At 64.2% G+C, this 22818-nt stretch carries 24 protein-coding genes; 14 read left to right on the forward strand and 10 right to left on the reverse strand.

The window, feature by feature from the left end; genetic code table 11:
* Positions 1 to 15 precede the first annotated feature (15 nt).
* From ACEN9O_RS09390 to ACEN9O_RS09400, 3 genes are read left to right on the forward strand one after another with little or no spacing between them, the layout of a single operon-like run.
* Complete coding sequence (locus ACEN9O_RS09390) at positions 16 to 915, forward strand: N-acetylglucosamine kinase (protein ID WP_495617296.1); 900 nt, start codon at positions 16 to 18, stop codon at positions 913 to 915.
* A gap of 22 nt (positions 916 to 937) precedes the next feature.
* The gene (locus ACEN9O_RS09395; protein ID WP_495618451.1) at positions 938 to 1819 is read left to right on the forward strand and encodes an N-acetylmuramoyl-L-alanine amidase; all 882 of its coding nucleotides are present in this window, start codon (positions 938 to 940) and stop codon (positions 1817 to 1819) included.
* 17 nt (positions 1820 to 1836) lie between these two features.
* Positions 1837 to 2448, forward strand: coding sequence for a M15 family metallopeptidase (locus ACEN9O_RS09400; protein WP_495617297.1), 612 nt, complete (start codon positions 1837 to 1839; stop codon positions 2446 to 2448).
* Positions 2449 to 2538: 90 nt separating this feature from the next.
* Here ACEN9O_RS09400 and ACEN9O_RS09405 read toward each other — a convergent pair whose 3' ends face one another.
* Positions 2539 to 2703 (reverse strand): hypothetical protein, encoded by a 165-nt coding sequence (locus ACEN9O_RS09405; protein WP_495617298.1) that lies wholly within the window; start codon positions 2701 to 2703, stop codon positions 2539 to 2541.
* Here ACEN9O_RS09405 and ACEN9O_RS09410 point away from each other — a divergent pair.
* On the forward strand, positions 2686 to 2883 hold the full coding sequence (locus ACEN9O_RS09410; protein ID WP_495617299.1) for a M15 family metallopeptidase: 198 nt from the start codon (positions 2686 to 2688) through the stop codon (positions 2881 to 2883). The genes ACEN9O_RS09405 and ACEN9O_RS09410 overlap by 18 nt on opposite strands.
* Before the next feature lie 90 nt (positions 2884 to 2973).
* On the opposite strand, the gene ACEN9O_RS09415 is transcribed toward ACEN9O_RS09410, so the two are convergent.
* Positions 2974 to 3951 carry an aldo/keto reductase gene (locus tag ACEN9O_RS09415; RefSeq protein WP_495617300.1) on the reverse strand — a complete coding sequence of 326 codons (978 nt, stop codon included), beginning with the start codon at positions 3949 to 3951 and terminating at the stop codon, positions 2974 to 2976.
* Between the two features lie 128 nt (positions 3952 to 4079).
* Between ACEN9O_RS09415 and ACEN9O_RS09420 the strand changes: the two genes are divergently transcribed.
* Positions 4080 to 4961: a LysR family transcriptional regulator gene (locus tag ACEN9O_RS09420; protein WP_495617301.1), complete on the forward strand. Its 882-nt coding sequence runs from the start codon at positions 4080 to 4082 to the stop codon at positions 4959 to 4961.
* Here ACEN9O_RS09420 and ACEN9O_RS09425 read toward each other — a convergent pair.
* A complete protein-coding gene (locus tag ACEN9O_RS09425) occupies positions 4928 to 6520 on the reverse strand; it encodes a D-alanyl-D-alanine carboxypeptidase/D-alanyl-D-alanine-endopeptidase (protein WP_495617302.1) in 1593 nt (530 codons plus the stop codon). The genes ACEN9O_RS09420 and ACEN9O_RS09425 overlap by 34 nt on opposite strands.
* Positions 6521 to 6531: 11 nt before the next feature.
* A complete protein-coding gene (locus ACEN9O_RS09430) occupies positions 6532 to 7770 on the reverse strand; it encodes a nucleoside recognition domain-containing protein (RefSeq protein WP_495617303.1) in 1239 nt (412 codons plus the stop codon).
* Between the two features lie 108 nt (positions 7771 to 7878).
* Here ACEN9O_RS09430 and ACEN9O_RS09435 point away from each other — a divergent pair, with 108 nt between their 5' ends.
* From ACEN9O_RS09435 to ACEN9O_RS09470, 8 genes are all read left to right on the forward strand, one after another.
* On the forward strand, positions 7879 to 9591 hold the full coding sequence (locus tag ACEN9O_RS09435) for an ABC transporter substrate-binding protein (RefSeq protein WP_495617304.1): 1713 nt from the start codon (positions 7879 to 7881) through the stop codon (positions 9589 to 9591).
* A gap of 20 nt (positions 9592 to 9611) precedes the next feature.
* Entirely contained in the window at positions 9612 to 10529 is a 918-nt protein-coding gene (locus ACEN9O_RS09440; protein WP_495617305.1) for a YihY/virulence factor BrkB family protein, read from the forward strand.
* A 372-nt stretch (positions 10530 to 10901) separates the two neighbouring features.
* Complete coding sequence (locus tag ACEN9O_RS09445; protein WP_495617306.1) at positions 10902 to 11216, forward strand: ArsR/SmtB family transcription factor; 315 nt, start codon at positions 10902 to 10904, stop codon at positions 11214 to 11216.
* Complete coding sequence (locus tag ACEN9O_RS09450; protein WP_495617307.1) at positions 11213 to 11695, forward strand: arsenate reductase ArsC; 483 nt, start codon at positions 11213 to 11215, stop codon at positions 11693 to 11695. Before ACEN9O_RS09445 ends, ACEN9O_RS09450 begins: the two co-directional genes overlap by 4 nt.
* Complete coding sequence (locus ACEN9O_RS09455; RefSeq protein ID WP_495617308.1) at positions 11695 to 12975, forward strand: arsenic transporter; 1281 nt, start codon at positions 11695 to 11697, stop codon at positions 12973 to 12975. Before ACEN9O_RS09450 ends, ACEN9O_RS09455 begins: the two co-directional genes overlap by 1 nt.
* A gap of 9 nt (positions 12976 to 12984) precedes the next feature.
* Positions 12985 to 13689 carry an arsenical resistance protein ArsH gene (gene arsH / locus ACEN9O_RS09460; protein ID WP_495617309.1) on the forward strand — a complete coding sequence of 235 codons (705 nt, stop codon included), beginning with the start codon at positions 12985 to 12987 and terminating at the stop codon, positions 13687 to 13689.
* Entirely contained in the window at positions 13690 to 14280 is a 591-nt protein-coding gene (locus tag ACEN9O_RS09465) for a flavin reductase family protein (protein ID WP_495617310.1), read from the forward strand.
* A 150-nt stretch (positions 14281 to 14430) separates the two neighbouring features.
* Positions 14431 to 14724 carry a GIY-YIG nuclease family protein gene (locus tag ACEN9O_RS09470; protein WP_495617311.1) on the forward strand — a complete coding sequence of 98 codons (294 nt, stop codon included), beginning with the start codon at positions 14431 to 14433 and terminating at the stop codon, positions 14722 to 14724.
* Positions 14725 to 14863: 139 nt separating this feature from the next.
* Here ACEN9O_RS09470 and ACEN9O_RS09475 read toward each other — a convergent pair whose 3' ends face one another.
* From ACEN9O_RS09475 to ACEN9O_RS09500, 6 genes are all read right to left on the reverse strand, one after another.
* Positions 14864 to 15991, reverse strand: a complete 1128-nt coding sequence (locus tag ACEN9O_RS09475; RefSeq protein WP_495617312.1) for an acyl-CoA dehydrogenase family protein — start codon at positions 15989 to 15991, stop codon at positions 14864 to 14866.
* Between the two features lie 87 nt (positions 15992 to 16078).
* A complete protein-coding gene (locus ACEN9O_RS09480) occupies positions 16079 to 16747 on the reverse strand; it encodes an SDR family oxidoreductase (RefSeq protein WP_495617313.1) in 669 nt (222 codons plus the stop codon).
* A gap of 4 nt (positions 16748 to 16751) precedes the next feature.
* Complete coding sequence (locus tag ACEN9O_RS09485) at positions 16752 to 17951, reverse strand: acetyl-CoA C-acyltransferase (RefSeq protein WP_495617314.1); 1200 nt, start codon at positions 17949 to 17951, stop codon at positions 16752 to 16754.
* Positions 17944 to 19767 carry a bifunctional isocitrate dehydrogenase kinase/phosphatase gene (aceK, locus tag ACEN9O_RS09490; RefSeq protein ID WP_495617315.1) on the reverse strand — a complete coding sequence of 608 codons (1824 nt, stop codon included), beginning with the start codon at positions 19765 to 19767 and terminating at the stop codon, positions 17944 to 17946. The genes ACEN9O_RS09485 and aceK overlap by 8 nt, the downstream gene beginning before the upstream one ends.
* A 122-nt stretch (positions 19768 to 19889) precedes the next feature.
* Positions 19890 to 21074: an isovaleryl-CoA dehydrogenase gene (locus ACEN9O_RS09495; protein WP_495617316.1), complete on the reverse strand. Its 1185-nt coding sequence runs from the start codon at positions 21072 to 21074 to the stop codon at positions 19890 to 19892.
* 184 nt (positions 21075 to 21258) lie between these two features.
* Positions 21259 to 21663 carry a MerR family transcriptional regulator gene (locus ACEN9O_RS09500; protein WP_495617317.1) on the reverse strand — a complete coding sequence of 135 codons (405 nt, stop codon included), beginning with the start codon at positions 21661 to 21663 and terminating at the stop codon, positions 21259 to 21261.
* Positions 21664 to 21751: 88 nt separating this feature from the next.
* Here ACEN9O_RS09500 and ACEN9O_RS09505 point away from each other — a divergent pair, with 88 nt between their 5' ends.
* Positions 21752 to 22792, forward strand: a complete 1041-nt coding sequence (locus ACEN9O_RS09505) for an MBL fold metallo-hydrolase (RefSeq protein WP_495617318.1) — start codon at positions 21752 to 21754, stop codon at positions 22790 to 22792.
* Positions 22793 to 22818: the final 26 nt, after the last annotated feature.

The following is a 22818-nucleotide window of genomic DNA, read 5'->3' on the forward strand; positions in this document are numbered from 1 at the left end:
ATCATGGAGCGAAACATGGGCGAGCTGGGACTGGGCATCGACGCGGGCGGCACGCAGACCCGCTGGGCGCTGGCCGACGCGGCAGGAGTGATCGTGGCCGAGGGCGCGGTGGCCGGCATGTCCGCTACGCAGATGGGCAACACCGCCGGCCGCGACGCGGTGCGCGGCATCTTCTCGATGCTGGCGACGCAGGTGCTGGCGGTGGGCAAGCCGCACGGCGTGTGCGCCGGCCTGACCGGCTTTGACGGCCTGGCCACGCTGCCCGCGCAATGGCTGGCCGAGCTGCTGCAAGTTGCGCCGCCGGCGGTCACGCTGCGCAACGACGTGGAAATCGCCTACCTCGACAATTTCGCGCCCGGCGAAGGCTACCTGGTCTACGCCGGCACCGGCTCCATCGCCGCCTGGATCGCCGAGGACGGCGTGTTCCACCGCGCCGGCGGACGCGGCGTCACGCTCGACGACGGCGGTGGCGGCTTCTGGATCGCGCGCGAGGCAATGCGCCACATCTGGCGGCTGGAGGATGAGCAGCCCGGCGCGTGGCAGCAATCGCCGATGGCGCGCGCGGTGTTCGAGCAGGTCGGCGGCAGCGACTGGGCCTTGTCGCGCCAGTTCATCTACGGCCAGGACCGGGGCGCCATTGGCCGCCTGGCTTTGGCCGTGGCCGCGAGCGCCGATGCCGACCCTGTAGCGCGCGCCATCCTCGAACAGGCCGGCCAGGAGCTGGCGCGCATCGGGCTGGCGCTGGTGGGCCGCTACGGTCCGCGGCCGCTGGTGCTGAGCGGCCGGGCCGCCACGCTGCATCCGCTGATCGCGCAGACGATGCGCGCGGCGCTGCCGCCGGAACTGTCGCTGCGGCAAAAAGAAGCACAGTCGCACCACGCTGCGGCCCGCATTGCTCTACACTCACGGAATTGAACCGCTGCCGAGACCGCCAATGATGAAGATCCTTCCGCTGACCGCCCTGTCCACCGCCGTCGCCCTGCTAGCCGGTTGCGCCACCGTGCCGCCGCCGCCCGCCGGGCCGCGTCTCGACACCTCGCTGAGCGCGCGCAGCCAGAGCGACCGCATCAAGTACATCATCATCCACTACACGGTCAGCGACCTGCCGCAGTCGATCAAGATCCTGACCCAGCAGGAAGTCAGCGCGCACTACCTGTTGACCGATACGGAGCAGCCGTTCTTCTACACGCTGGTGGACGAGTCGCGCCAGGCCAACCACGCCGGGCTGAGCAGCTGGAAGATCTACAACCAGCTCAATTCGGCATCGATCGGCATCGAGATCGTCAACCCGGGCTTTGTCGAGACGCCGCAGGGCCGCGTGTACGCGCCGTTCAAACAGGCGCAGATCGACCAGCTGATTTTGCTGTTGAAGCAGATCGTGGCGCGCCACGGCATCAAGCCGGAGAACATCCTCGGCCACAACGATATCGCGCCGCAGCGCAAGCAGGACCCCGGTCCGATGTTCCCGTGGAAGCAGCTGGCCGACGCCGGCCTGATCGCGTGGCCGGAAGCGAGCCGCGTGGCCGCGCGCCTGCCGGGCTTCCTGGAGCAGTTGCCGGACGTGGCCTGGTTCCAGCGCAAGCTGGCCCAGCACGGCTATGCGGTGCCGCAGACGGGCGAGCTGGACCAGGCCACCCGCAATGTGATGGTGGTGTTCCAGTCCAAGTATCGGCAGGCGCTGTATGACGGCGTGCCGGATGCGGAGACGGCGGCCATCCTCGATGTGCTGACCAGCCCGCTGCCGGCCATGCAGATGGCGATCCCGCCGACGGTGATGCCGCCGCCGCAACCGGCGCCAGGCACGGTGCCGACTGAATAATTTGCCGGGAGTGCCGCATGGCTGTCACCATCCGCTGTGAAGAAATCGCCGGCCACCCCGACTTCCGGCGCCTCGACAGCATCGCCGGCATCGCTGTCGATCTGCGCTACGCCACGCCGGATAACTTTGTCGGCCGCGATTTGTATTCGCCGCTCGATTGCGCCTGGCTGCACCACCATGCGGCGGCGGCGCTGGAGAAAGTCGTGGCATGGCTGGCCGAGCGGCGTCCCGACTGCAAGGTGCTGGTGCTGGACGCCCTGCGTCCGCAGCGCGTGCAGGAGCAGCTGTGGCTGGCGCTGCAGGGCACGGAGCTGCTGGGCTACATCGCCGATCCGGCGCGCGGCTCGATCCACTCGTTCGGCATGGCGCTGGACCTGACCTTGCTGGATGCGCAAGGCCGCGAGCTGGACATGGGCACCGGTTTCGATGATTTGTCCGAACGTTCGCATCCTGCGCTGGAGGCCGCGATGCTGGCGCGCGGCGAGTTGACCGCGCAGCAGATCGCCAACCGCCAGCTGCTGCGCGACGCGATGTTTCAGGCCGGCTGGGTCGGCATCAACAGCGAATGGTGGCACTTCGATTGCGGCGACCGCTTGCTGGTGCGGCGCGACTACCTCCGCGTGCTGTAGAGCGCCCCGGTCGTCCTCGCGAAAGCGGGGACCCATACGCCGCATCCTGACTGGCGCGGCATGGATTCCCGCCTGCGCGGGAATGACGAGCTAGCGATCCACCATCGCCATGCGCTCCTTGCTGTAACGCGGACCGGCGACCTGCTTGAGCGCGTTATCCAGTACCGCCATCTCGGTCGCATCCAGCGTGATCTCCGCCGCCGCCACGTTCTGCTCATGGGAACCGGTTTCGATGATTTGTCCGAACGTTCGCATCCTGCGCTGGAGGCCGCGATGCTGGCGCGCGGCGAGTTGACCGCGCAGCAGATCGCCAACCGCCAGCTGCTGCGCGACGCGATGTTTCAGGCCGGCTGGGTCGGCATCAACAGCGAATGGTGGCACTTCGATTGCGGCGACCGCTTGCTGGTGCGGCGCGACTACCTCCGCGTGCTGTAGAGTGCCCCGGTCGTCCTCGCGAAAGCGGGGACCCATACGCCGCATCCTGACTGGCGCGGCATGGATTCCCGCCTGCGCGGGAATGACGAGCTAGCGATCCACCATCGCCATGCGCTCCTTGCTGTAACGCGGACCGGCGACCTGCTTGAGCGCGTTATCCAGTACCGCCATCTCGGTCGCATCCAATGCGATCTCCGCCGCCGCCACGTTCTGCTCCAGGAAAGTGCGACGGCGCGTGCCGGGGATGGTCACGATATCGTCGCCCTTGTGCATGGCCCACGCCAGCGCGATCTGCCCCGGCGTCACCAGGCGATGATCGGCCAGCTCGCGCACGATGGCGGCCGCTTCCATGTTGCGGTCGAAGTTCTCGCCTTGCAGACGCGGGTCCAGATGGCGGAAATCGTTGGGCGGATACTCTTCCGCTCGCTTGGCGGTGCCGGCCAGGAAGCCCCGTCCCAGCGGGCTGAACGCCACCAGGCCGATGCCCAGCTCGCGCAGCGCCGGCAGCACGTCGGCCTCCAGGTTGCGCTCCCACAGCGAATACTCGCTTTGCAGCACGCTGATCGGATGCACCGCGTGGGCGCGGCGGATGTTGGCCACGCCGGCCTCGGACAGGCCGAGGTAGCGCACCTTGCCTTCGCGGACCAGATCGGCCATCACGCCCACCACCTCCTCGATCGGCACCAGCGGATCGATGCGGTGCTGGTACAGCAGGTCGATATAGTCGGTGTTCAGACGGCGCAGCGAGCCTTCCACCTTTTCGCGGATATGGGCCGGGTCGCTGGTCACGCCGACGATCTTGCGGTCGCGGATATCGAAGCCGAACTTGGTGGCGAGGATGACCTCGCTGCGGCGGCCGGCAAAGGCGCGGCCCAGCAGCGCTTCATTGTCGTAGGGGCCGTACTGCTCGGCCGTGTCGAAGAAGTTGACGCCCAGCTCCAGTGCGCGGTGCAGCGTGGCGACCGCCTCGGTCTGGTCGGCCGGCCCGTAGGTATTGCTCATGCCCATGCAGCCCAAACCCTGCTCCGATACCGTCAGACCCTGGCTGCCTAAAGTACGTCGTTTCATGATGACTCCTGCGTGATGTGGTGCTTTCAGTATCGGTGCTGCACAAAAAATACACAATCCGCTTACAATGCAAAGCATTGTTGATGCAGCTGCAACGGTGGAGCGATGCGATGGAAATGTTGAAGGAAATGGCTATCTTTGCACAGGTGGTCGATAGCGGCGGTTTCTCCTCGGCGGCGCGGCAGCTGGAGCTGACCACGTCGGCAGTCAGCCGCCACGTGTCGCGGCTGGAGGCGCACATGGGCGGACGGCTGCTGCACCGGACCACGCGCTCGCTGTCGCTGACCGAGCTGGGGCAGCAGGTCTATGCGGCCTGCGTGCGCATGGTCAGCACGGCGCGCGAGGTGCATGCGCTGGCCGGCAGCTACAGTGCGCGGCCGAACGGCACGATACGCGTCAGCGCGCCCATCGTGCTGGGCCAGGTGTGGCTGGCGCCCAAGCTGCCGGGCTTCCTGGCGCGCTATCCGGAGGTCAATGTCGAGCTGCAACTGATGGACCGCAAGATCGACCTGATCGAGGAAGGCATGGACCTGGCGATCCGCATCGCGACCGAGCTGGCGCCGGGGCTGGCGGCGCGCACGCTGGGGCCGGTGAGCTATGTGCTGGTGGCGTCGCAGCAGTATCTGGACGTGCATGGCGAGCCGCAATCGCCGCACGAGCTGCCGGCACATCAGTGCAGCTACCTGGGCTACGCGCGCTTCGGCGACGTGTGGAGTATGCGGCGCGGCAGCGAGACGGCCAGCATCCGCGTGCCGTCGCGGCTGACGATCAACAACAGCGCGGCCTTGATGGCGGTGGTGGAAGCAGGCGGCGGCATCGGCCTGGTGCCGGACTTCACGGCGCGCCCGGCGCTGGCGCAGCGGCGGGTGAGGCAGGTGCTGCCGGAATGGATTTTCGACGAGCCGTACGCCGGCACCGTGCACGCGGTCTACATGCCCGGCCCGCACCTGGCGTTGAAGGTGCGGGTGTTCATCGATTATCTGGTTGAGGAAGGGTTGGCGGGAACATAGGTGGCGCCGCTGCGGGCCACCCAGTCGATCACACCATCCAGCACGGTGCGGCCGGCGCCGTTGGCGACGTGCTCGTCGTTCAGGATGGCGACCACGATGCAGGGCTGGCCGCCGGCGTCGGTGACGTAGCCGGCGATGGCGATCACGCTTTTCAGGCTGCCGGTCTTGATGCGGGCGCGCAGCGCGGCCGGGCTGTCCTTGAGGCGCTTGCGCATGGTGCCGTCGGTGGCGGCGATCGGCAGGCTGGATAGGAACTCCGGCATCCACAGGCTTTTCAGGCCCGCTTGCAGCACGCCCGCCAGTTGCGCCGGCGTGGCGCGCTCGATGCGCGACAGGCCGGAGCCGTTGTCGAACACCAGGCCGTTGGCGTCGATGTGCTGGTTTTGCAGCCAGGCGCGGATCGCGGTTTCGGCGCGCATCGGCGTGCTGGCCTGGCTGCCGTCGGGCGCGATCGGGCGGCTGCCCAGCACGGGGTCGGCCTGCAGGCTGCCCAGCATCAGGAAGACCGTGCGGGCCAGGGTGTTGTCGGAGAACTTGTTGATGTCGCGTAGCATTTCCGGCAGCGGGCGGGAGACGTGTTCGGCCAGCAGGCGGAGGGCCGGGGCCGGGGCTGCGGCCGGTGCCGGCGCGGTGGCGGATTCTGGCGCCGCAGCGATCTCGCTCTCGGTGGCCGAGGTGGTGACGGTGGCGCTTGGCGTGTCCGCAGCCGTTGGCACGCTGGCCTCGCGCACTTCGCCGCCGATGCTGCCGCCCAGCTTGCGCCAGCTGGCGCGCAGCAAGCGCTCCAGATAGTCGTGATGGTCCAGCACATCGACGCTGGTCGACTTGTTGCAGTTCTTGGGGTAGCTGCCATGCAGCACCACCTCGATCTTGTCGCCGCTGCGCGCGACGTCCGGCGAACGCCAACCCTGCTCCCACGCCGCGCACGGCGCATCGCTGAGCTTCATGTCCGAGCGGATGCTGACCTTGTCCATCTCCGGCATCATCACCAGGCCGACCTTGTTGCCGGTCGAGCGCATTTCCACTTTCAGCAGGTTGGTGTTGGTGAGCAGCGCATCGGGGATCACGTTGTAGTAGGCCCACGGGAATTCGTCGAACGGCGGCTGGCCCACGTCCGGCCGCGCCGGCTGGAACAGTTGACGGTCAAGGATCACGTCGCCCTTGATCTTGCGGATGCCCTGGTTGCGCAGCGCCTGCAGCATGTGCTGCAGCACGTCCTCGTTGAGATCGACATCGCCGCCGCCGCGCAGGATCAGGTCGCCCTGCAGCACGCCGTTGACCACCTCGGCGCTGCTGCGGAATTCGGTGCGGCCACGGAAGGCCGGGCCCAGTTGCTCCAACGCCGTCATGGTGGTGAACAGCTTCATGGTGGACGCCGGCTGCATGCTCTGCTGCGCGTTGTGCGAGACCAGCGTGGTGTCGCCGCGCAGCACGACGATGCCGGCGCCCTCCGGCGGAATATGGGCCGCCTGCAGCAGCGCGCTGATCGGCTCCGGCAGGTCGGCGGCATGGACGGCGCCGGCGGAAATCAGCGCGGCGAGGATGAGGCGACGGAACATGGCGACCTTGTTCAATGGAAGAAGATGTAGGAGACAAAAATGGCGGCGATGACACCGGCCAGGTCGGCGATCAGGCCGCAGGAAATCGCGTAGCGCGTCTTGCGTATGCCCACCGAGCCGAAGTACAGCGCGACGATGTAGAAGGTGGTGTCGGCCGAACCGTTGAACACGCAGGCCAGGCGGCCGACGAACGAATCCACGCCGTAGGTGCGCATGGTGTCGATCATCATGGCCTTGGCGGCGCTGCCGCTGAGCGGCTTCATCAGCGCGGTCGGCAGCGACGGCACGAAATCGGTGTTGACGCCGAGGTGGCCGAACAGCCAGCTGAAGCCGTCCATCACGTAGGCGAACACGCCGGCGTTGCGGATCACGCTGATCGCCACCAGCATGCCGACCAGGTAGGGAATCACGGTGATCGAGGTCTGGATGCCGCCCTTGGCGCCTTCGATAAACGCCTCGTAGACGTTGACCTTGCGCCGCAGCGCGCCGATGATGAAGCCGGCGATCACCACCATCAGCACCAGGTTGCTGAAGACCTTGGAGAACAGTTCGATTTCAAGCTTGGTCAGGTAGTGCGTGAAGTAAAAAACCAGGCCGGCGATGGCGGCCGTCATGCCGCCCAGCCAGCTCAGCACCACGCCGTTGAACAGGTTGATGCGCTGGCGGATGGCGACGGCGATGATGCCGGTGACGGTGGCCACGTAGGTCGCGATCATGCAGGGGATGAAGATGTCGGACGGATCGGCCGCGCCCAGGATCGAGCGCTGCGCCATGATGGCCAGCGGGATCAGGGTCAGGCCGGAGGTGTGCAGCACCAGGAACATGATCTGGGCGTCGGTCGGCTCGTCCTTGCTGGGGTTGAGCGTTTGCAGGCTTTCCATGGCCTTCAGGCCGAACGGCGTGGCGGCGTTGTCCAGGCCCAGCAGGTTGGCCGAGAAGTTCATCACCATGTGGCCGGTGGCCGGGTGGTTCTTCGGCACGCCGGGGAAGATGCGCGAGAAGAACGGCGCGATCAGCCGCGCCAGCAGGTCGATGGCGCCGGCCTTTTCGCCGATGTTCATGATGCCCAGCCACAGCGTCATCACGCCGGCCAGCGGCAGCGCGATGTCCATCACCGAGGCCTTGGCGGAGTCGAAGGTGCCGTCGATGATGCGCTTGAAAATTTCGGTGTCGCCCGTCAGGAGGAACTGCACCAGCGCGGCCGCAAAGCCGATCAGGAAGAAGCCGGACCAGATGTAATTGAGCGACATATCTAGAAATTTTCCTGAAAGCAGTGGGCGATTTGCGAAGTATAGCGGGTAAGCCTGCCAAAAAAGTTATAAGCTGCCGCTTTACGTATGCGATGTGGAATGGACCTGATGCCCAAAAGTTATGCCGCAGCGCTGCTGGCGCTGGCGTTATCTACCGGCCTTGCCGCCGCCGAGCCGGCGCCCAAGGTCCTGCACGCCTTCCTGAGCACCGGCGAGACCGGTCTTGATCCAGCCGTGGCGTCCGATATCGCCAGCCTCAGCCTGCTGGAAAACCTGTTCGATCCGCTGCTGCGCTACGACTATCTGGCCCGCCCCGTCAAACTGCAAGCCAACACGCTGAGCGCCATGCCGGCCGTGGAAGACAACGGCCTGAGCTACACCTTCCACCTGCGGCAGGACATCTACTTCACGCCCGATCCGGCGTTCAAGGGCGCGCATCGCCAGGTGACCGCGCAGGACTACGTCTACAGCCTGAAGCGCCTGTACGATCCGACGCTGAAGTCGCCGTGGCTGTTTCTGTTGGAGGGCAAGATCGCCGGCGACGAGGCGCTGAAGACCAGCTTCAGCTACGACAGCAACATCGCCGGCCTGCAGGCGCTGGACAAGTTCACCCTGCGCATCAAGCTCAACGCCGCCGATCCCAACTTCCTGTTCTACCTGGCGACGCCGTCCACCGGCGTGGTCGCGCGCGAGGTGATGGAGGCCTACGGCGCGCAGGCTGGCAACCATCCGGTCGGCACCGGCCCCTTTCTGATGGGCCGATGGAAGCACAGCGACCAGATCACGCTGCTGGCCAACCGCGATTTCCGGCCGACGATGTTTCAGGGCCGGCGCCTGCCGTTGCTGGACCAGGTCGACATCAAGATCGTCGAGGAATACCAGTCGCGCGTGCTCGGCTTTCTGAACGGCGAATTCGATTTCCTCGAACAGCTGCCGGAATCGATGAAGGACATGGTGCTGACCGCCGACGCCAAGCCGACCCTGAAGCCGGCGCTGGCCAAACAGGGCATGGTGCTGTCGCCCTTCCCCGTGCTGCAAACGTACTACATGTGGATGAACATGGACGACCCGCTGATCGGCGGCTACAGCAAGGAGAAGCTGGCCCTGCGGCGCGCCATCGCCATGGGCTACAACAGCGGCGAGGACGTGGCGCTGATGAAGAAGGGCCTGGCGCTGCCCGCCGTCACGCCGCTGCCGCCGAACGTGCTGGGCTACGATCCGGCCTACCGCAGCCCGGTCGCCTACAATCCCGCGCTGGCCAACGCGCTGCTGGAGCGCTACGGCTACCGCAAGGCCGCCGACGGTTTCCGCACCCAGCCCGACGGCAAGCCGCTGACGCTGGTGATGCACAGCGAATCGTCCACCGTCGGCCGCCTGCGCGACGAGCTGTGGCGCAAGAACCTGAACGCCATCGGCCTGAAAGTGACTTTCAAGAGCGACAAAAAAACCGAGATCATCAAGGCCTCGCGCCTGGGCTCGGTGATGATGTTTGAAACCAACTGGGTCGCCGACTTCCCCGACGGCGAGAATTTCTACCAGCTGCTGTACGGCCCCAACAGCGGCCGCGCCAACTATGCGCGCTTCAACCTGCCGGCCTACAACCAGCGCTACGAGCAGAGCCGCAGCATGGGCGACTCGCCGCAGCGCACCGCGCTGTACGACGAGATGGCGCAGCTCATCCACGCCTACACGCCGTGGGTGCTGCTGACGCATCCGATTTCCGCCGACTTGCAGCAGCCGTGGCTGAAGCACTACCAGCGTCATCCGGTGGAACTGACCAACTGGCGCTATCTGGACGTGGACGCACATAACTCGCGCTGATCCATGCGTACAATGGGCGCATGAGACTATTTAACCGCAGGGCGCTGCTGCATGTCAGCGCGCATCCGATGGCTTTCCTGTTGCAATGCCTGAAGGGCTTCCGCGCCAATCAAGGCTTGCTGCTGGCGGGTGCGGTCGCCTATTACTCGCTGTTGTCGATCGTGCCGCTGGTGATGCTGGTGGTGGTGGCGCTGTCGCATTTCATCGCGCAGGATGAATTGCTGGCCACGCTCGGTCGCTACCTGAACTGGCTGGTGCCGGGACAGGCCAGGGCCATCGTGACCGAGGTCGGACATTTTCTCGACCACCGCGACCTGATCGGCGGCGTGCTGGTGGTCAGCATGATTTTCTTCAGCTCGCTGGCGTTCACGGTGCTGGAGAACGCCATGTGCGTCATCTTCAAGCACCGGGTCGAGATACGGCGCCGGCATTTCATGATCTCGGCGATCATGCCCTACTGCTACATCCTGTCGCTGGGCGTCGGCATGCTGCTGGTGACCCTGGTGGCGGGCAGCCTGCAGGTGCTGGGCGAGGAAAATCTGCAATTTCTCGGTTACAGCTGGTCGCTGCACGGTGTTTCCGGCATCTTGCTATACCTGCTGGGCCTGGGTGGCGAGGTGCTGGTGCTGACGTCGATCTACCTGGTGATGCCGGTGGGCCGGCTGTCGCTGTCGCACGCGCTGATCGGCGGGGTGACGGCGGCGTTGCTGTGGGAACTGGCGCGCCGCATCCTGGTTTGGTATTTTTCAACCTTGTCGCAGGTGAACGTGGTGTACGGCTCGATGACCACCGCCATCGTCGTCATGTTCAGCCTGGAAATTGGCGCCACCTTGCTGCTGTTTGGCGCCCAAGTTATTTCCGAGTTCGAGCGGGCGGGCCGCCACCGTTCGCTGCGCGCAGCAACGCCGATGACCACCCAAACTACAGAAGTAAAATAATTTGTGCGCCGCACAAAGAACTGTGTTACACTACGTTCGTGGTTGAGGTTGTAAGGGAGGAATCCCGGCAAACAGTCCCACGTCCAGATAGAGCGCCGCAGTTCGATATGTGTAAGACCGAACCGCAGTTGACGCGAAACCTGGAATTGTAATTCCGGATACGATGGTCGATTTACACGTTGGAGGCACCACGCAGATAGCATGGGCGTCCGAGACTCTGGAGTCACTTTGCAGATAGCACTGGACTCCGGCATACGATTAAAGCATTGGTAATACATTGGAACGAAGCCCGCTGAGATGCGGGCTTTTTTTTATTGCCCAATCATTTCAATATTATTTGAAATATCGAATCGTTTGCGCTAGCATGTGCACATGGATACTAAACAAGCTCTGGCGGCCCTGTCGTCGCTGGCCCAGGATAGCCGGCTGGCGGTGTTTCGCCTGCTCGTGCAGGCTGGGCCGGAAGGCATGGCGGCCAGCAAAATCGCCGAACGGCTCGATATATCGCCGTCGTCGCTGTCTTTCCACTTGAAGGAGCTGAGCCATGCTGGCATGGTCGGCTCGCGCCAGGATGGCCGCTACGTCATCTACACGGCCGATGTGGGCGCTATGAATGGCCTGATCGGCTTCCTGACCGAAAACTGCTGCGGCGGCCTGCCCTGCGGCGCCTCTGAATGCTCCCCATGAATATTCTGTTTCTGTGTACCGGTAATTCCTGCCGCTCGGTGTTGAGCGAAGGCGTGTTCAACCATCTGGCGCCGCAGGGCTGGCGCGCGATCAGCGCAGGCAGCCAGCCGGCCGGCGCGTTGCATCCGCGCGCGGTGGCGCTGCTCACCCGCAAGGGCATTTCCACCGAGGGTTATTACAGCAAGTCGTGGAACGATTTGCCGGTCACGCCGGATATCGTCATCACCGTCTGCGGCAGCGCGGCCGGCGAGACTTGCCCCGCTTACCTTGGCCAGGTGCTGCGCGCGCATTGGGGCGTGGACGATCCCAGCCATGTGGTCGGCAGCGAAGAGGAAATCGAGACGGCCTTCGAGCTGGCTTACCGCATCATTCGCGCGCGCATCGAGGCGTTCCTGGCGTTGCCGCTGGCGCAGCTGGCGACGGACAAGGCCGCATTCAAGCTGGAGCTGGACCGCATCGGCGGCCTGAGCGTGGCCTGATGCTGATCGCCTTCCTGATCTTCCTGGCGACGCTGACCCTGGTCATCTGGCAGCCGCGCGGCCTGGGCATAGGCTGGAGCGCGGTGGCCGGCGCCTGCGTTGCGCTGCTGGCCGGCGTGATCCACGTCGGCGATATCCCTGTGGTGTGGCACATCGTCTGGAACGCCACCGGCACCTTCGTGGCGATCATCGTCATCAGTCTGTTGCTGGACAAGGCCGGCTTCTTCGAGTGGGCCGCGCTGCACGTGGCGCGCTGGGGGCGCGGCAGCGGCAAGCTGCTGTTTGCGATGTTTGTGCTGCTGGGGGCGGCAGTGTCGGCGCTGTTCGCCAATGACGGCGCGGCGCTGATCCTCACTCCCATCGTCATCGCCATGCTGCGCGAGCTGAAATTCTCGGGCAAGGCCATGCTGGCGTTTGTGATGGCGGCAGGCTTTGTCGCCGACACGGCCAGCTTGCCGCTGGTGGTGTCCAACCTGGTCAACATCGTCTCGGCGGATTATTTCAACGTCAGCTTCGCGCGCTATGCGGCGGTGATGGTGCCGGTGAACTTTGTCGCCGTGGCCGCCACGCTGGCGGTGCTGCTGTGGTTCTTCCGCCGCGATATTCCGGCGGACTACGACCTGGCGCAGGTCAAGCGGCCTGAAGATGCGATCCACGACCGCGCCACTTTCGTGACCGGCTGGTGGGTGCTGGGCTTGTTGTTGATCGGTTTCTTCTGGCTGGAGGACGTGGGCGTGCCGATCAGCGCCACCTCCGCCGTCGGCGCGGTCATGTTGCTGGTGGTGGCGGCGCGCGGCCATCGCATCTCGACGCGCGAGGTGATCGGCAATGCGCCGTGGCAGATCGTGGTGTTCTCGTTGGGCATGTACCTGGTGGTGTACGGCCTGCGCAACGCCGGCCTGACCGACTACCTGACGGCAGCGCTCAACGCCTGCGCGCAGTACGGCGTGTGGGGTGCGGCAATGGGGACCGGTGTCATCACCGCCATTCTGTCGTCGATCATGAACAATCTGCCGACGGTGCTGATCGGTGCGCTGTCGATCGATGCTTCGACTGCGCAGGGCGTGGCGCGCGAGGCCATGGTCTACGCCAACGTCATCGGCAGCGACCTGGGGCCGAAGATCACGCCGATCGGCAGCCTGGCCACGCTGTTGTGGCTGCATGTGCTGGAGAACAAGGGCATCAAGATTTCGTGGGGCTACTACTTCCGCGTCGGCATCTGCCTGACCTTGCCGGTGCTGCTGGTCACGCTGGCGGCGCTTGCTGTGCGTTTGAACTGAGAGGGAAATATGGATCTGCCCAACATCAATCCAGCGCTGCTGGATACGCCGACCCTGGACCAGCTGGCGCCGATCGGCAACTTCGATCATCCGCCGCGCATCCTGATGCTGTATGGCTCGCTGCGCGAGCGTTCGTTCAGCCGCTTTTTGACCGAAGAGGCGGCGCGCATCCTCGAACATTTCGGCGCCGAGGTGAAGATCTTCGATCCGACCGAGTTGCCGATGGCGGGCAGCGTGTCGGAAGACCATCCCAAGGTGCAGGAACTGCGCGCCCTGTCGCTGTGGTCGGAGGGCCAGGTATGGTGTAGTCCGGAGCGGCACGGCGCGATCACGGCCGTGATGAAGAACCAGATCGACTGGATACCGCTGGAGCACGGAGGGTTGCGTCCCAGCCAGGGCCGCACGCTGGCCGTGATGCAGGTATGCGGCGGCTCGCAGTCGTTCAACGTGGTCAACACGTTGCGGCTGCTGGGGCGCTGGATGCGCATGTTCACCATCCCCAACCAGTCGTCGGTGCCGATGGCCTATAAGGAATTCGACGACGCCGGCCGCATGCGTCCCTCGGGATACTACGAGCGGGTGGTCGACGTGATGGAAGAGCTGTTCAAGATGACCCTGCTGCTGCGCGGCAGGACCGACTACCTGACCGACCGTTACAGCGAGCGCAACGAGCGCTCGGTGAAGGCGATTAATCGACAACTGGGGAAGATTTAATTGGACTTACATGTGCTGCCAGTCGAACTGGAAAAAGCCTATCGCCTGTTGAACCACGGCCCGACGGTGCTGGTCTCGGCCACGCACGAGGGCGTGACGGATGTGATGGCTGCGGCCTGGTCGTGCGCGCTGGACTTCATGCCGCCGAAGATCACGGTGGTGCTGGATAAGTCGACCAGCACGCGCGGGCTGGTCGAGAAGAGCGGGTATTTTGCGATCCAGGTGCCGAATATGGCGCAGCTCGAACTGACCTACGCGGTCGGCAGCATGAGCCTGGCCGACACGCCGGACAAGCTGGCCAAATGCGGCGTGCGGCTGTTCCATGCCGAAGGTCACGAGACGCCGTTGGTGGCGGGCTGCTCGGGGTGGCTGATCTGCAAGCTGGTGCCTGAGCCGCACAACCAGCAGACGTACGACTTGTTCATCGGCGAAGTGGTGGCAGCGTTTGCCGATGCCCGTGTGTTCGGCAACGGCCACTGGGAATTCGAGTCCGCCGGCCCGGAATGGCGCAGCCTGCACTACATCGCAGGCGGTACCTTCTACGCCATCGGCGAAAAGGTTGCTTTGGCGCCGGCTGGTAAAGCTAGCTGACTATGGATTCCCGCCTGCGCGGGAATGACGGTGTTGCCTCGTCATTCCCGCGAAAGCGGGAATCCATAGAGCATTGTATCTGTGGCAGATCAGCTCAAAACCAGCAAAGGTAGGAGACCCTATTTTCTCAATAACCGAGTCGAGAAAGTCATGGGCAAAGCAAGCTATGTCTACATCCTCGCCAGCAGTCGTTACGGCACGTTATATATCGGCGTGACTTCAAATTTGATCCAACGTGTATGGCAGCACCGTGAAGGTCTTGCAGAAGGCTTCACCAAGGAATACGCTGTAAAACGCCTGGTCTGGTACGAACAACACACTGAGATCCTGGCCGCAATCACACGAGAGAAACAGATCAAAAAATGGCGCCGCGATTGGAAGATCGAATTGATACAGAGATCCAATCCGATGTGGCGCGATCTGTTCGAGGATTTCACCGGATAAAGTCAGCTCAGTCGTTCCCGCGTAGGCGGGAACCCATACACACTATGGGTTCCAACCATAGGAAGTCTTAGGAGCGAACTCAGTATGGATTCCCGCGTGCGCGGGAAGTCATTCCCCCCAGTGGGGGGAATGACGACGCTTACAGCGCGCGGGCGATCAGCAGTTTCTGGATGTCGCTGGTGCCCTCGTAGATCTGGCAGACGCGCACGTCGCGGTAGATGCGCTCCACCGGGAAGTCGGATACGTAACCATAACCGCCGTGCACCTGGATGGCGTCGGAGCACACCTTCTCCGCCATCTCGGAGGCGAACAGCTTGGCCATCGCCGCTTCCTTCAGGCATGGCAAGCCGGCGTCCTTCATCGAGGCCGCATGGCGGATCAACTGGCGTGCTGCTTCGATCTGCGTCGCCATGTCCGACAAACGGAACTGCACCGCCTGGTGCTCGAAGATCGGCTTGCCGAAGCTTTCGCGATCGCGCGCGTAGGCCAGCGCCGCCTCGTACGCCGCGCGCGCCATGCCCACCGCCTGTGAGGCGATGCCGATGCGCCCGCCCTCCAGCCCGGACAGGGCGATCTTGTAGCCCTGGCCTTCCTCGCCGATCAAATTCTCCGCAGGAATGCGGCAGTTCTCGAACAGAATCTGCGCCGTGTCCGACGAATGCTGGCCCATCTTCTGCTCCAGCCCGGCCACGATGTAGCCCGGCGTCGAGGTCGGCACCCAGAACGCGCTGATGCCCTTCTTGCCGGCCGCCTTGTCGGTGACCGCCATGACGATCGCCACGTCCGCGTACTTGCCGCTGGTGATGAACTGCTTCACGCCGTTGAGCACGTACTCGCCGCCATCGCGCGTGGCGGTGGTGCGCAGGGCGGCGGCGTCGCTGCCGGTGTGCGGTTCGGTCAGGCAGAAGGCGCCCAGCATCTCGCCCTGCGCCAGCGGACGCAGCCACTGTTGCTTCTGCTTCTCGTTGGCGTACATCATGGCGATGCTGCACACCGGGCAGTTGTTGACCGAGATGATGGTGGAGGTGCCGCCGTCGCCGGCCGCGATTTCTTCCAGTACCAGCGCGAGCGACACGTAATCCATGCCGGCGCCGCCCAGTGCCTCCGGCACCGCCACGCCGAACGCACCCAGCGCCGCCAGCTCCTTCAGCTCCTCTTTCGGGAAGTGGTGCTCCTTGTCCCAGCGGGCCGCGTTGGGGGCCAGGCGCTCCTGTGCAAATGTGCGCAGGGCGTCGCGTATCATTTCGTGTTCTTCGCTCAGTATCATGTCTTGTCTCGTTTTATTGTTAACCCGCAAACCGTCGCTGGGGTCTGACCCCGTACGGGGTCAGACCCCTGTCTGGCTGTGCGGGGTTTACCAGCCGATGCTTGTGCCATCGTAGTTGCGATACACCGCTTGGTCGGACGCGGGTAGCGCCGCCAGCGTCGCGCGTATGCCTGCCGCGCTTTCCTCCACCGAGATGTCGGCGCCGCTGCCGCCCATGTCCGTGCGCACCCAGCCCGGATGCAGGGCCACGCACGTGACGCCCTGCTTGCCGAAGCTGAGCGCGGTGTCGATCAGCACCGAGTTCAGCGCCGCCTTGCTGGCGCGGTACAGCGAGCCGCTCGGATTGGCCCGCTCGCTGAGCGAACCCATCTTCGACGACAGCACCGCCAGCTTGCCGCGCACCGCGCCCACCATCGGCGCGATGATGGGCAGCAGCCGCATCGCCGCCAGCACGTTGGTGTGCATCACATTGTCGAAGTCCGATTGCAGCGGGAAGCCGTCGTGGCGCGGGCCGTACACGCCGGCGTTGAGGATGGCCACGTTGAGCTCCTCGCCATCCAGCTTCCAGCCCAGGCCGGCAACGGCCTCGACGTTGGTCACGTCCAGCCCGTGCGCCTCGGCGCCCATGCCGGCCAATGCGTCCACGTCTTCCGGCTTGCGCGCGGTGGCGATCACGCGCCAGCCGTCGGCCAGGTACTGGCGCGCCAGTTCCAGGCCGATGCCGCGCGAGGCGCCGATGATCAGTGCCGTCGCCATCCGCTTACGCCAGTTCGATGGCCATCGCGGTTGCTTCGCCGCCGCCGATGCACAGCGCCGCCACGCCCTTCTTGCCGCCGGTGCGCTTCAGCGCGCCGATCAGGGTGACGATGATGCGCGCGCCGGATGCGCCGATCGGGTGGCCCAGCGCGCAGGCGCCGCCATGGATGTTGACCTTGTCGTGCGGGATGTCGAGGTCGCGCATGGCGGCCATCGGCACGGCGGCGAATGCTTCGTTGATCTCGAACAGGTCGACGTCATTGGTGCCCCAGCCGATTTTCTTGTACAGCTTTTCAACCGCGCCGATCGGTGCGGTGGTGAACAGGTTAGGCTCCTGCGCGAAGGTGGCGTGGCCATGGATCTTGGCGATGATGGTGGCGCCCAGTTTCCTGGCGGTCGATTCGCGCATCATCACCAGCGCGGCGGCGCCGTCGTTGATCGACGACGACGAGGCGGCGGTGATGGTGCCATCCTTCTTGAACGCGGCGCGCAGGGTCGGGATCTTTTCGACCTTGGCCTTGAGCGGGCCTTCATCCTTGTCGATGACGGTGTCGCCGGCGCGGCTGCTCACGGTGACGGGCGCGATTTCCCACTTGAAGTAGCCTTCATTGGTGGCGACCTGCGCGCGCTTGACCGATTCGATGGCAAAGTTGTCCTGCGCTTCGCGGGTGAACTCGTACTTGGCCGAGCACTCTTCGGCGAAGGTGCCCATTGAGCGGCCTTCGCCGGTTTTCTCGTTGCGCGAGTAGGCGTCTTCCAGGCCGTCGTACATCATGTGGTCGAACAGCATGCCGTGGCCGATGCGGTAGCCGCCGCGCGCCTTCGGCACCAGGTAGGGCGCGTTGGTCATCGATTCCATGCCGCCGGCGATCACCACTTCGGCGCTGCCTGCGACCAGCTGGTCGTGCGCGAAGATCGCGGCCTGCATGGCCGAGCCGCACATCTTCGACAGCGTGACGGCGCCGGTGGACGTCGGCAGGCCGGCTTTCAACAGCGCCTGGCGCGCGGGCGCCTGGCCCTGGCCCGCCATCAGGCAGTTGCCGAAGTAGACGTGTTCGACCAGCTTGCCGTCGATGCCGGAGCGTTCGACGGCGGCCTGGATCGCCACGGCGCCCAGGTCGTGCGCGACCTTGCTGGAGAAGTCGCCCTGGAAGGCGCCCATGGGAGTGCGGGCTGCACCGACGATTACGATAGGATCATTCATTTTCTAGAGTCTCCATAAATGGCGGTTGGATCACCGCCGGTGGGGTGGTGTGTTGATTACAAAAACGGATGTGCTGCGGATACGGGAACACGTCTTCCACGTAGCCGTCCAGGATGCGCTGCTTGCGCGCCTGCCACCAGGCTTGCGTCAGCAGCTCGCTGTGGTGCTTCATAAAATATTTTCGGATCTTGGCGTTCCCCAGCAGGAAGCGACCGAACTGCTCGGGGAAGACGTCGTACTTGCCGATCGGGTACCACGGCTCGGAGGCCATTTCCTCTTCCTCCGTGCGCGCTTCCGGGATCACGCGGAAATTGCAGTCGGTGACGTATTCGATTTCGTCGTAATCGTAAAACACCACGCGCTGGTGACGCGTGACGCCGAAGTTCTTGTACAGCATATCGCCGGGGAAGATGTTGGCGGCCACCAGTTCCTTGATGGCGTTGCCGTACTCCAGCACGCCGTGCTCGATCTGCAGGTCATCGTTGTCGTTGTCGGCGTTGGTCAGCCACATGTTCAGCGGCACCATGCGGCGCTCGATGTACAGGTGCTTGATGACGAGCTGGTCGCCTTCCTCCTCCAGCAGCGACGGCACGAAATGCTTGAGCTCGGCGATCAGCTCTTCGCTGAAACGGTGGCGCGGGAAGGCGACGTTGGAGTATTCCAGCGTGTCGGCCATGCGGCCGACGCGGTCGTGGTGTTTCACCAGCAGGTATTTTTCCTTGATCAGCGCGCGCGTGGTTTCCTTGGGCGCCGGGAAGAAATCCTTGATGACCTTGAACACATACGGGAACGACGGCAGCGCGAACACCAGCATCACCAGGCCGCGGATGCCGGGCGCGATGTCGAACAGGTCGGACGAGTGCTTCAGGTGCTGCAGGTAGTCGCGGTAGAACAGCGTCTTGCCCTGCTTTTGCAGGCCGAGGATGGTGTAGATCTCGCTGCGCGGCTTGCGCGGCAGCAGCGTGCGCAGGAACTGCACGTAGGCCGACGGCACTTCCATGTCGACCAGGAAGTAGGCGCGCGTGAACGAGAACAGGATGGTGATCTGTTCATGGTCGAACAGCACGGTATCGAGTATCAGCTCGCCGTGCTTGTTGTGCAGGATGGGCACGACGAAGGGATATTCCTTGTTGCCGTTGATACCCTTGCCGACGATGTAGGCGCCCTTGTTACGGAAGAACAGGCTCGACAGCACATGGATCTGGTGGTTGGGCTCCAGCTTGATGCCGCCGAACAGCGTGCGCAGCCGGCCTTCGATCTGCGCCACGTCGCGCGTCAGGTTGGCGAACTTGGTCGTCAGCTGGAAGTTGGTGATGATGCGCTTGAGCGTGTAGTGCAGGCCGTCGGTGCCGGGGTAGTAGACGCGGTAGGTCGGCGCCATTTCCGCGGTTTCGATGTACTCGGTGGAGACCACCGGGCGCACGAAGATGAATTCGTTGTGGAAGTAGCGGCGGTGCAGGATCTTGCAGCAGACCGAGTTGAAAAAGGTTTCGGCCAGCTCCGGTTGCTTGTGGTCGGACAGCATGCCGATGTAGTGCAGCTTGAGTTCGCGCCACACTTCGTCGGTCAGTTCGGCCGGGTCGTACTCGTCTTCCAGCATCTGCACGCATTCCTGCACGCGGCGGTCGTAGAAGCCGATGCGTTCGCGCGCGGCCTGCTGCGCGGTGCGCCAGGCGCCCTGCTCGAAATGCTGCTTGGCCTGCTGGCTGGTGAGCCGGAACAGGCGGTAGTGCTTGTCGAAACCGTCGCGGATGGTGCGGGCGATGTCGAACGCGATCTGCGAGCGCAGCAGTTTGGGGAAAGCAGCCTGGATCATGGACAGTTTTCGCGGTCAGGTTATCCGTCGTTCCCGCGCAGGCGGGAACCCATACGACGCCGGCTAATCCAGCTCAGCATGGGTTCCCGCGTGCGCGGGAACGACGACGCTGACGTCGATGCTTACTTGGTTTCCGCGAACAGTTCGCGGCCGATCAGCATGCGGCGGATTTCGCTGGTGCCGGCGCCAATCTCATACAGTTTGGCGTCGCGCCACAGGCGGCCGACCGGATACTCGTTGATGTAGCCGTTGCCGCCCAGCGTCTGGATCGCCTCGCCGGCCATCCAGGTCGCTTTTTCTGCGCTATACAAAATGGCTCCCGCTGCATCCTTGCGCAACTGGCGGACCGCTTCCGGGGTTTTGGCCCGGTCGCAGGCCTGACCGACGGCGTACACATATGCCTTGCACGCCATCATGGTCGAGTACATATCCGCAATCTTACCCTGCATCAGCTGGAACTCGCCGATCGGCTGGCCGAATTGCTTGCGGTCGTGGATGTAGGGCACCACCGCGTCCATGCACGCCTGCATGATGCCCAGCGGGCCGCCGGACAGCACGGTGCGCTCGAAGTCCAGGCCGGACATCAGCACGTTGACGCCCTTGCCCAGGCCGCCCAGCACGTTCTCGGCCGGCACTTCGCAGTTGTCGAACACCAGCTCGCCGGTGTGCGAGCCGCGCATGCCCAGCTTGTCGAGCTTCTGGGCCACGGAGAAACCTTTGAAATCTTTTTCGATCAGGAAGGCGGTCATGCCTTTCGGGCCGGCTTCCAGGTCGCTCTTGGCGTAGACCACCAGCACGTCGGCGTCGGGGCCGTTGGTGATCCACATCTTGGTGCCGTTGAGCACCCAGCGGTCGCCCTTGAAGTCGGCGCGCAGCTTCATGCTGACCACGTCGGAACCGGCGTTCGGCTCGGACATCGCCAGCGCGCCCACGTGTTCGCCGGAGATCAGCTTGGGCAGGTATTTTTGTTTTTGCTCTTCGGTGCCGTTGCGCTTGATCTGGTTGACGCACAGGTTCGAGTGGGCGCCGTACGACAGGCCGACCGAGGCCGAGGCGCGCGAGATTTCTTCGATCGCCACGATGTGGGCCAGGTAGCCCATGTTGGCGCCGCCGTATTCCTCGCCGACGGTGATGCCGAGCACGCCCAGCTCGCCCATCTTGCGCCACAGGTCCATCGGGAACTGGTCGCTGCGGTCGATCTCGGCGGCGCGCGGTGCGATTTCCGCGGCGGCGAACTGTTGCACGGCTTCGCGCAGGGCGGCGATGTCTTCGCCGTGGTCAAAGGTCAGGCCTGGGAGATGGAGCATGTCGTCCTCATTCTTGTGTTTTGATGGAAGCGTCAATCATACGCCGGTGTGACGTTAACGTAAACGTAAAGCAGAATAGTCATTCCCGCGCAGGCGGGAATCCATAGAACGCTGGCTTAGCCACTTCAGCATGGATTCCCGCTTTCGCGGGAAGTCATTTCCCCCAATGGGGGAAATGACGGGATCAGGCGGCGGCGGGACTGCCCTCGCCGATGGCGGCCAGCAGGCGCTTGCATTCGTCCTCGTGGGCGGTGATTTCCGCCAGCGACATTTCGATGTCCTCGCGCTGCTGTTCCAGCGTTTCGCGGTGCTGCGCCAGCACGCCCAGGAAGCGGTTCATCTGGGCGCTGGTATCCTTGGGCGATTCGTACATATCGACCAGGCTCTTGATCTCCGACAGCGACAGCCCCAGGCGCTTGCCGCGCAGGGTCAGCTTGAGGCGGGTGCGGTCGCGCGGCGTGTAGACGCGGTTGCGGCCGCCCGCGCCTTCGCGGGACGGGCTCAGCAGGCCCTGGTCTTCGTAAAAGCGGATGGCGCGCGCCGTGATGTCGAATTCACGGGCCAGTTCGGTAATGGTATAGGTGGGCATCTCTAGGTTTGCGGTAAAGTCGTACAATTTCCGTTTACGTCAACGTCAAGCACATTGTAGCGCGCCTGACTTTCTGAAAGAAGAAAAAATGAATCCGCTCGAATCGCAACTGGAGTACCCGCTGGGCGACACCATCCCGGCCACCGGCGCCGTGCATGACATCGTCCCCGGCCTGCGCTGGCTGCGGATGCCGCTGCCTTTCGCGCTGGATCATATCAACCTGTGGCTGCTGCGCGACGGCGAGGGCTGGAGCGTGGTCGACAGCGGCGTCGCCGCCGACGCCACCCGCGCGGCATGGGAGGCCATTTTCGAAAACGGCCTGGACGGCTTGCCGATCCGCCGCGTGTTCGCCACGCATTGCCACCCCGACCACATCGGCCTGGCCGACTGGCTGTGCCGCCGCTGGGACGCGCCGCTGTGGACCACCACCGGCGAATACGCCTTCGCGCGCATGATGTCGGCGGCCCTGCCGGGCGTGGACGGTCCGGCGGCGATGCCGCACTTCCAGCGCCACGGCTTGCGCGACCCGGAAATGCTGGAAAAAATGGCAAGCCGGAAAAATTATTATCCGACCCTGGTGCCGTCGGTGCCGGCCGCCTACACCCGCATCCAGGATGAACAGGTGCTTGCTATTGGCGGCTATCGCTGGCGGGTGATCACCGGCTTCGGCCACGCCCCGGAGCACGCTTCGCTGTATTGCGCGGAATTGAACGTGCTGATCGCCGGCGATATGGTCTTGCCGCGCATCTCCACCAATGTGTCGGTTTTCGCGGTGGAGCCGGAGGCCAACCCGCTGACGCTGTATCTTGATTCGTTGGGCAAGTTTGTTGACTTGCCGAATGATGTATTGGTACTGCCTTCGCACGGCAAACCGTTCCGGGGGCTGCACATCCGCATCGCCCAGTTGCGCCAGCATCACGTCGAGCGGCTGGCCGAGGTGATGGACGCCTGCCGTGACTGGCAATCCGCTACCGACATCGTGCCGATGATGTTCAAACGGCCGCTGGACGCCCACCAGCTTAGCTTTGCGCTGGGGGAGGCGCTGGCGCATCTGCACAAATTATGGCACGACGGTATCGTGCGCCGTGAAACAGGGGTGGACGGCATCATACGTTTCCGCGTCGCGTAACGCCGAAAATGTGGCCTCAAACTAGT

The organism is Duganella sp. Dugasp78, from assembly GCF_059491455.1.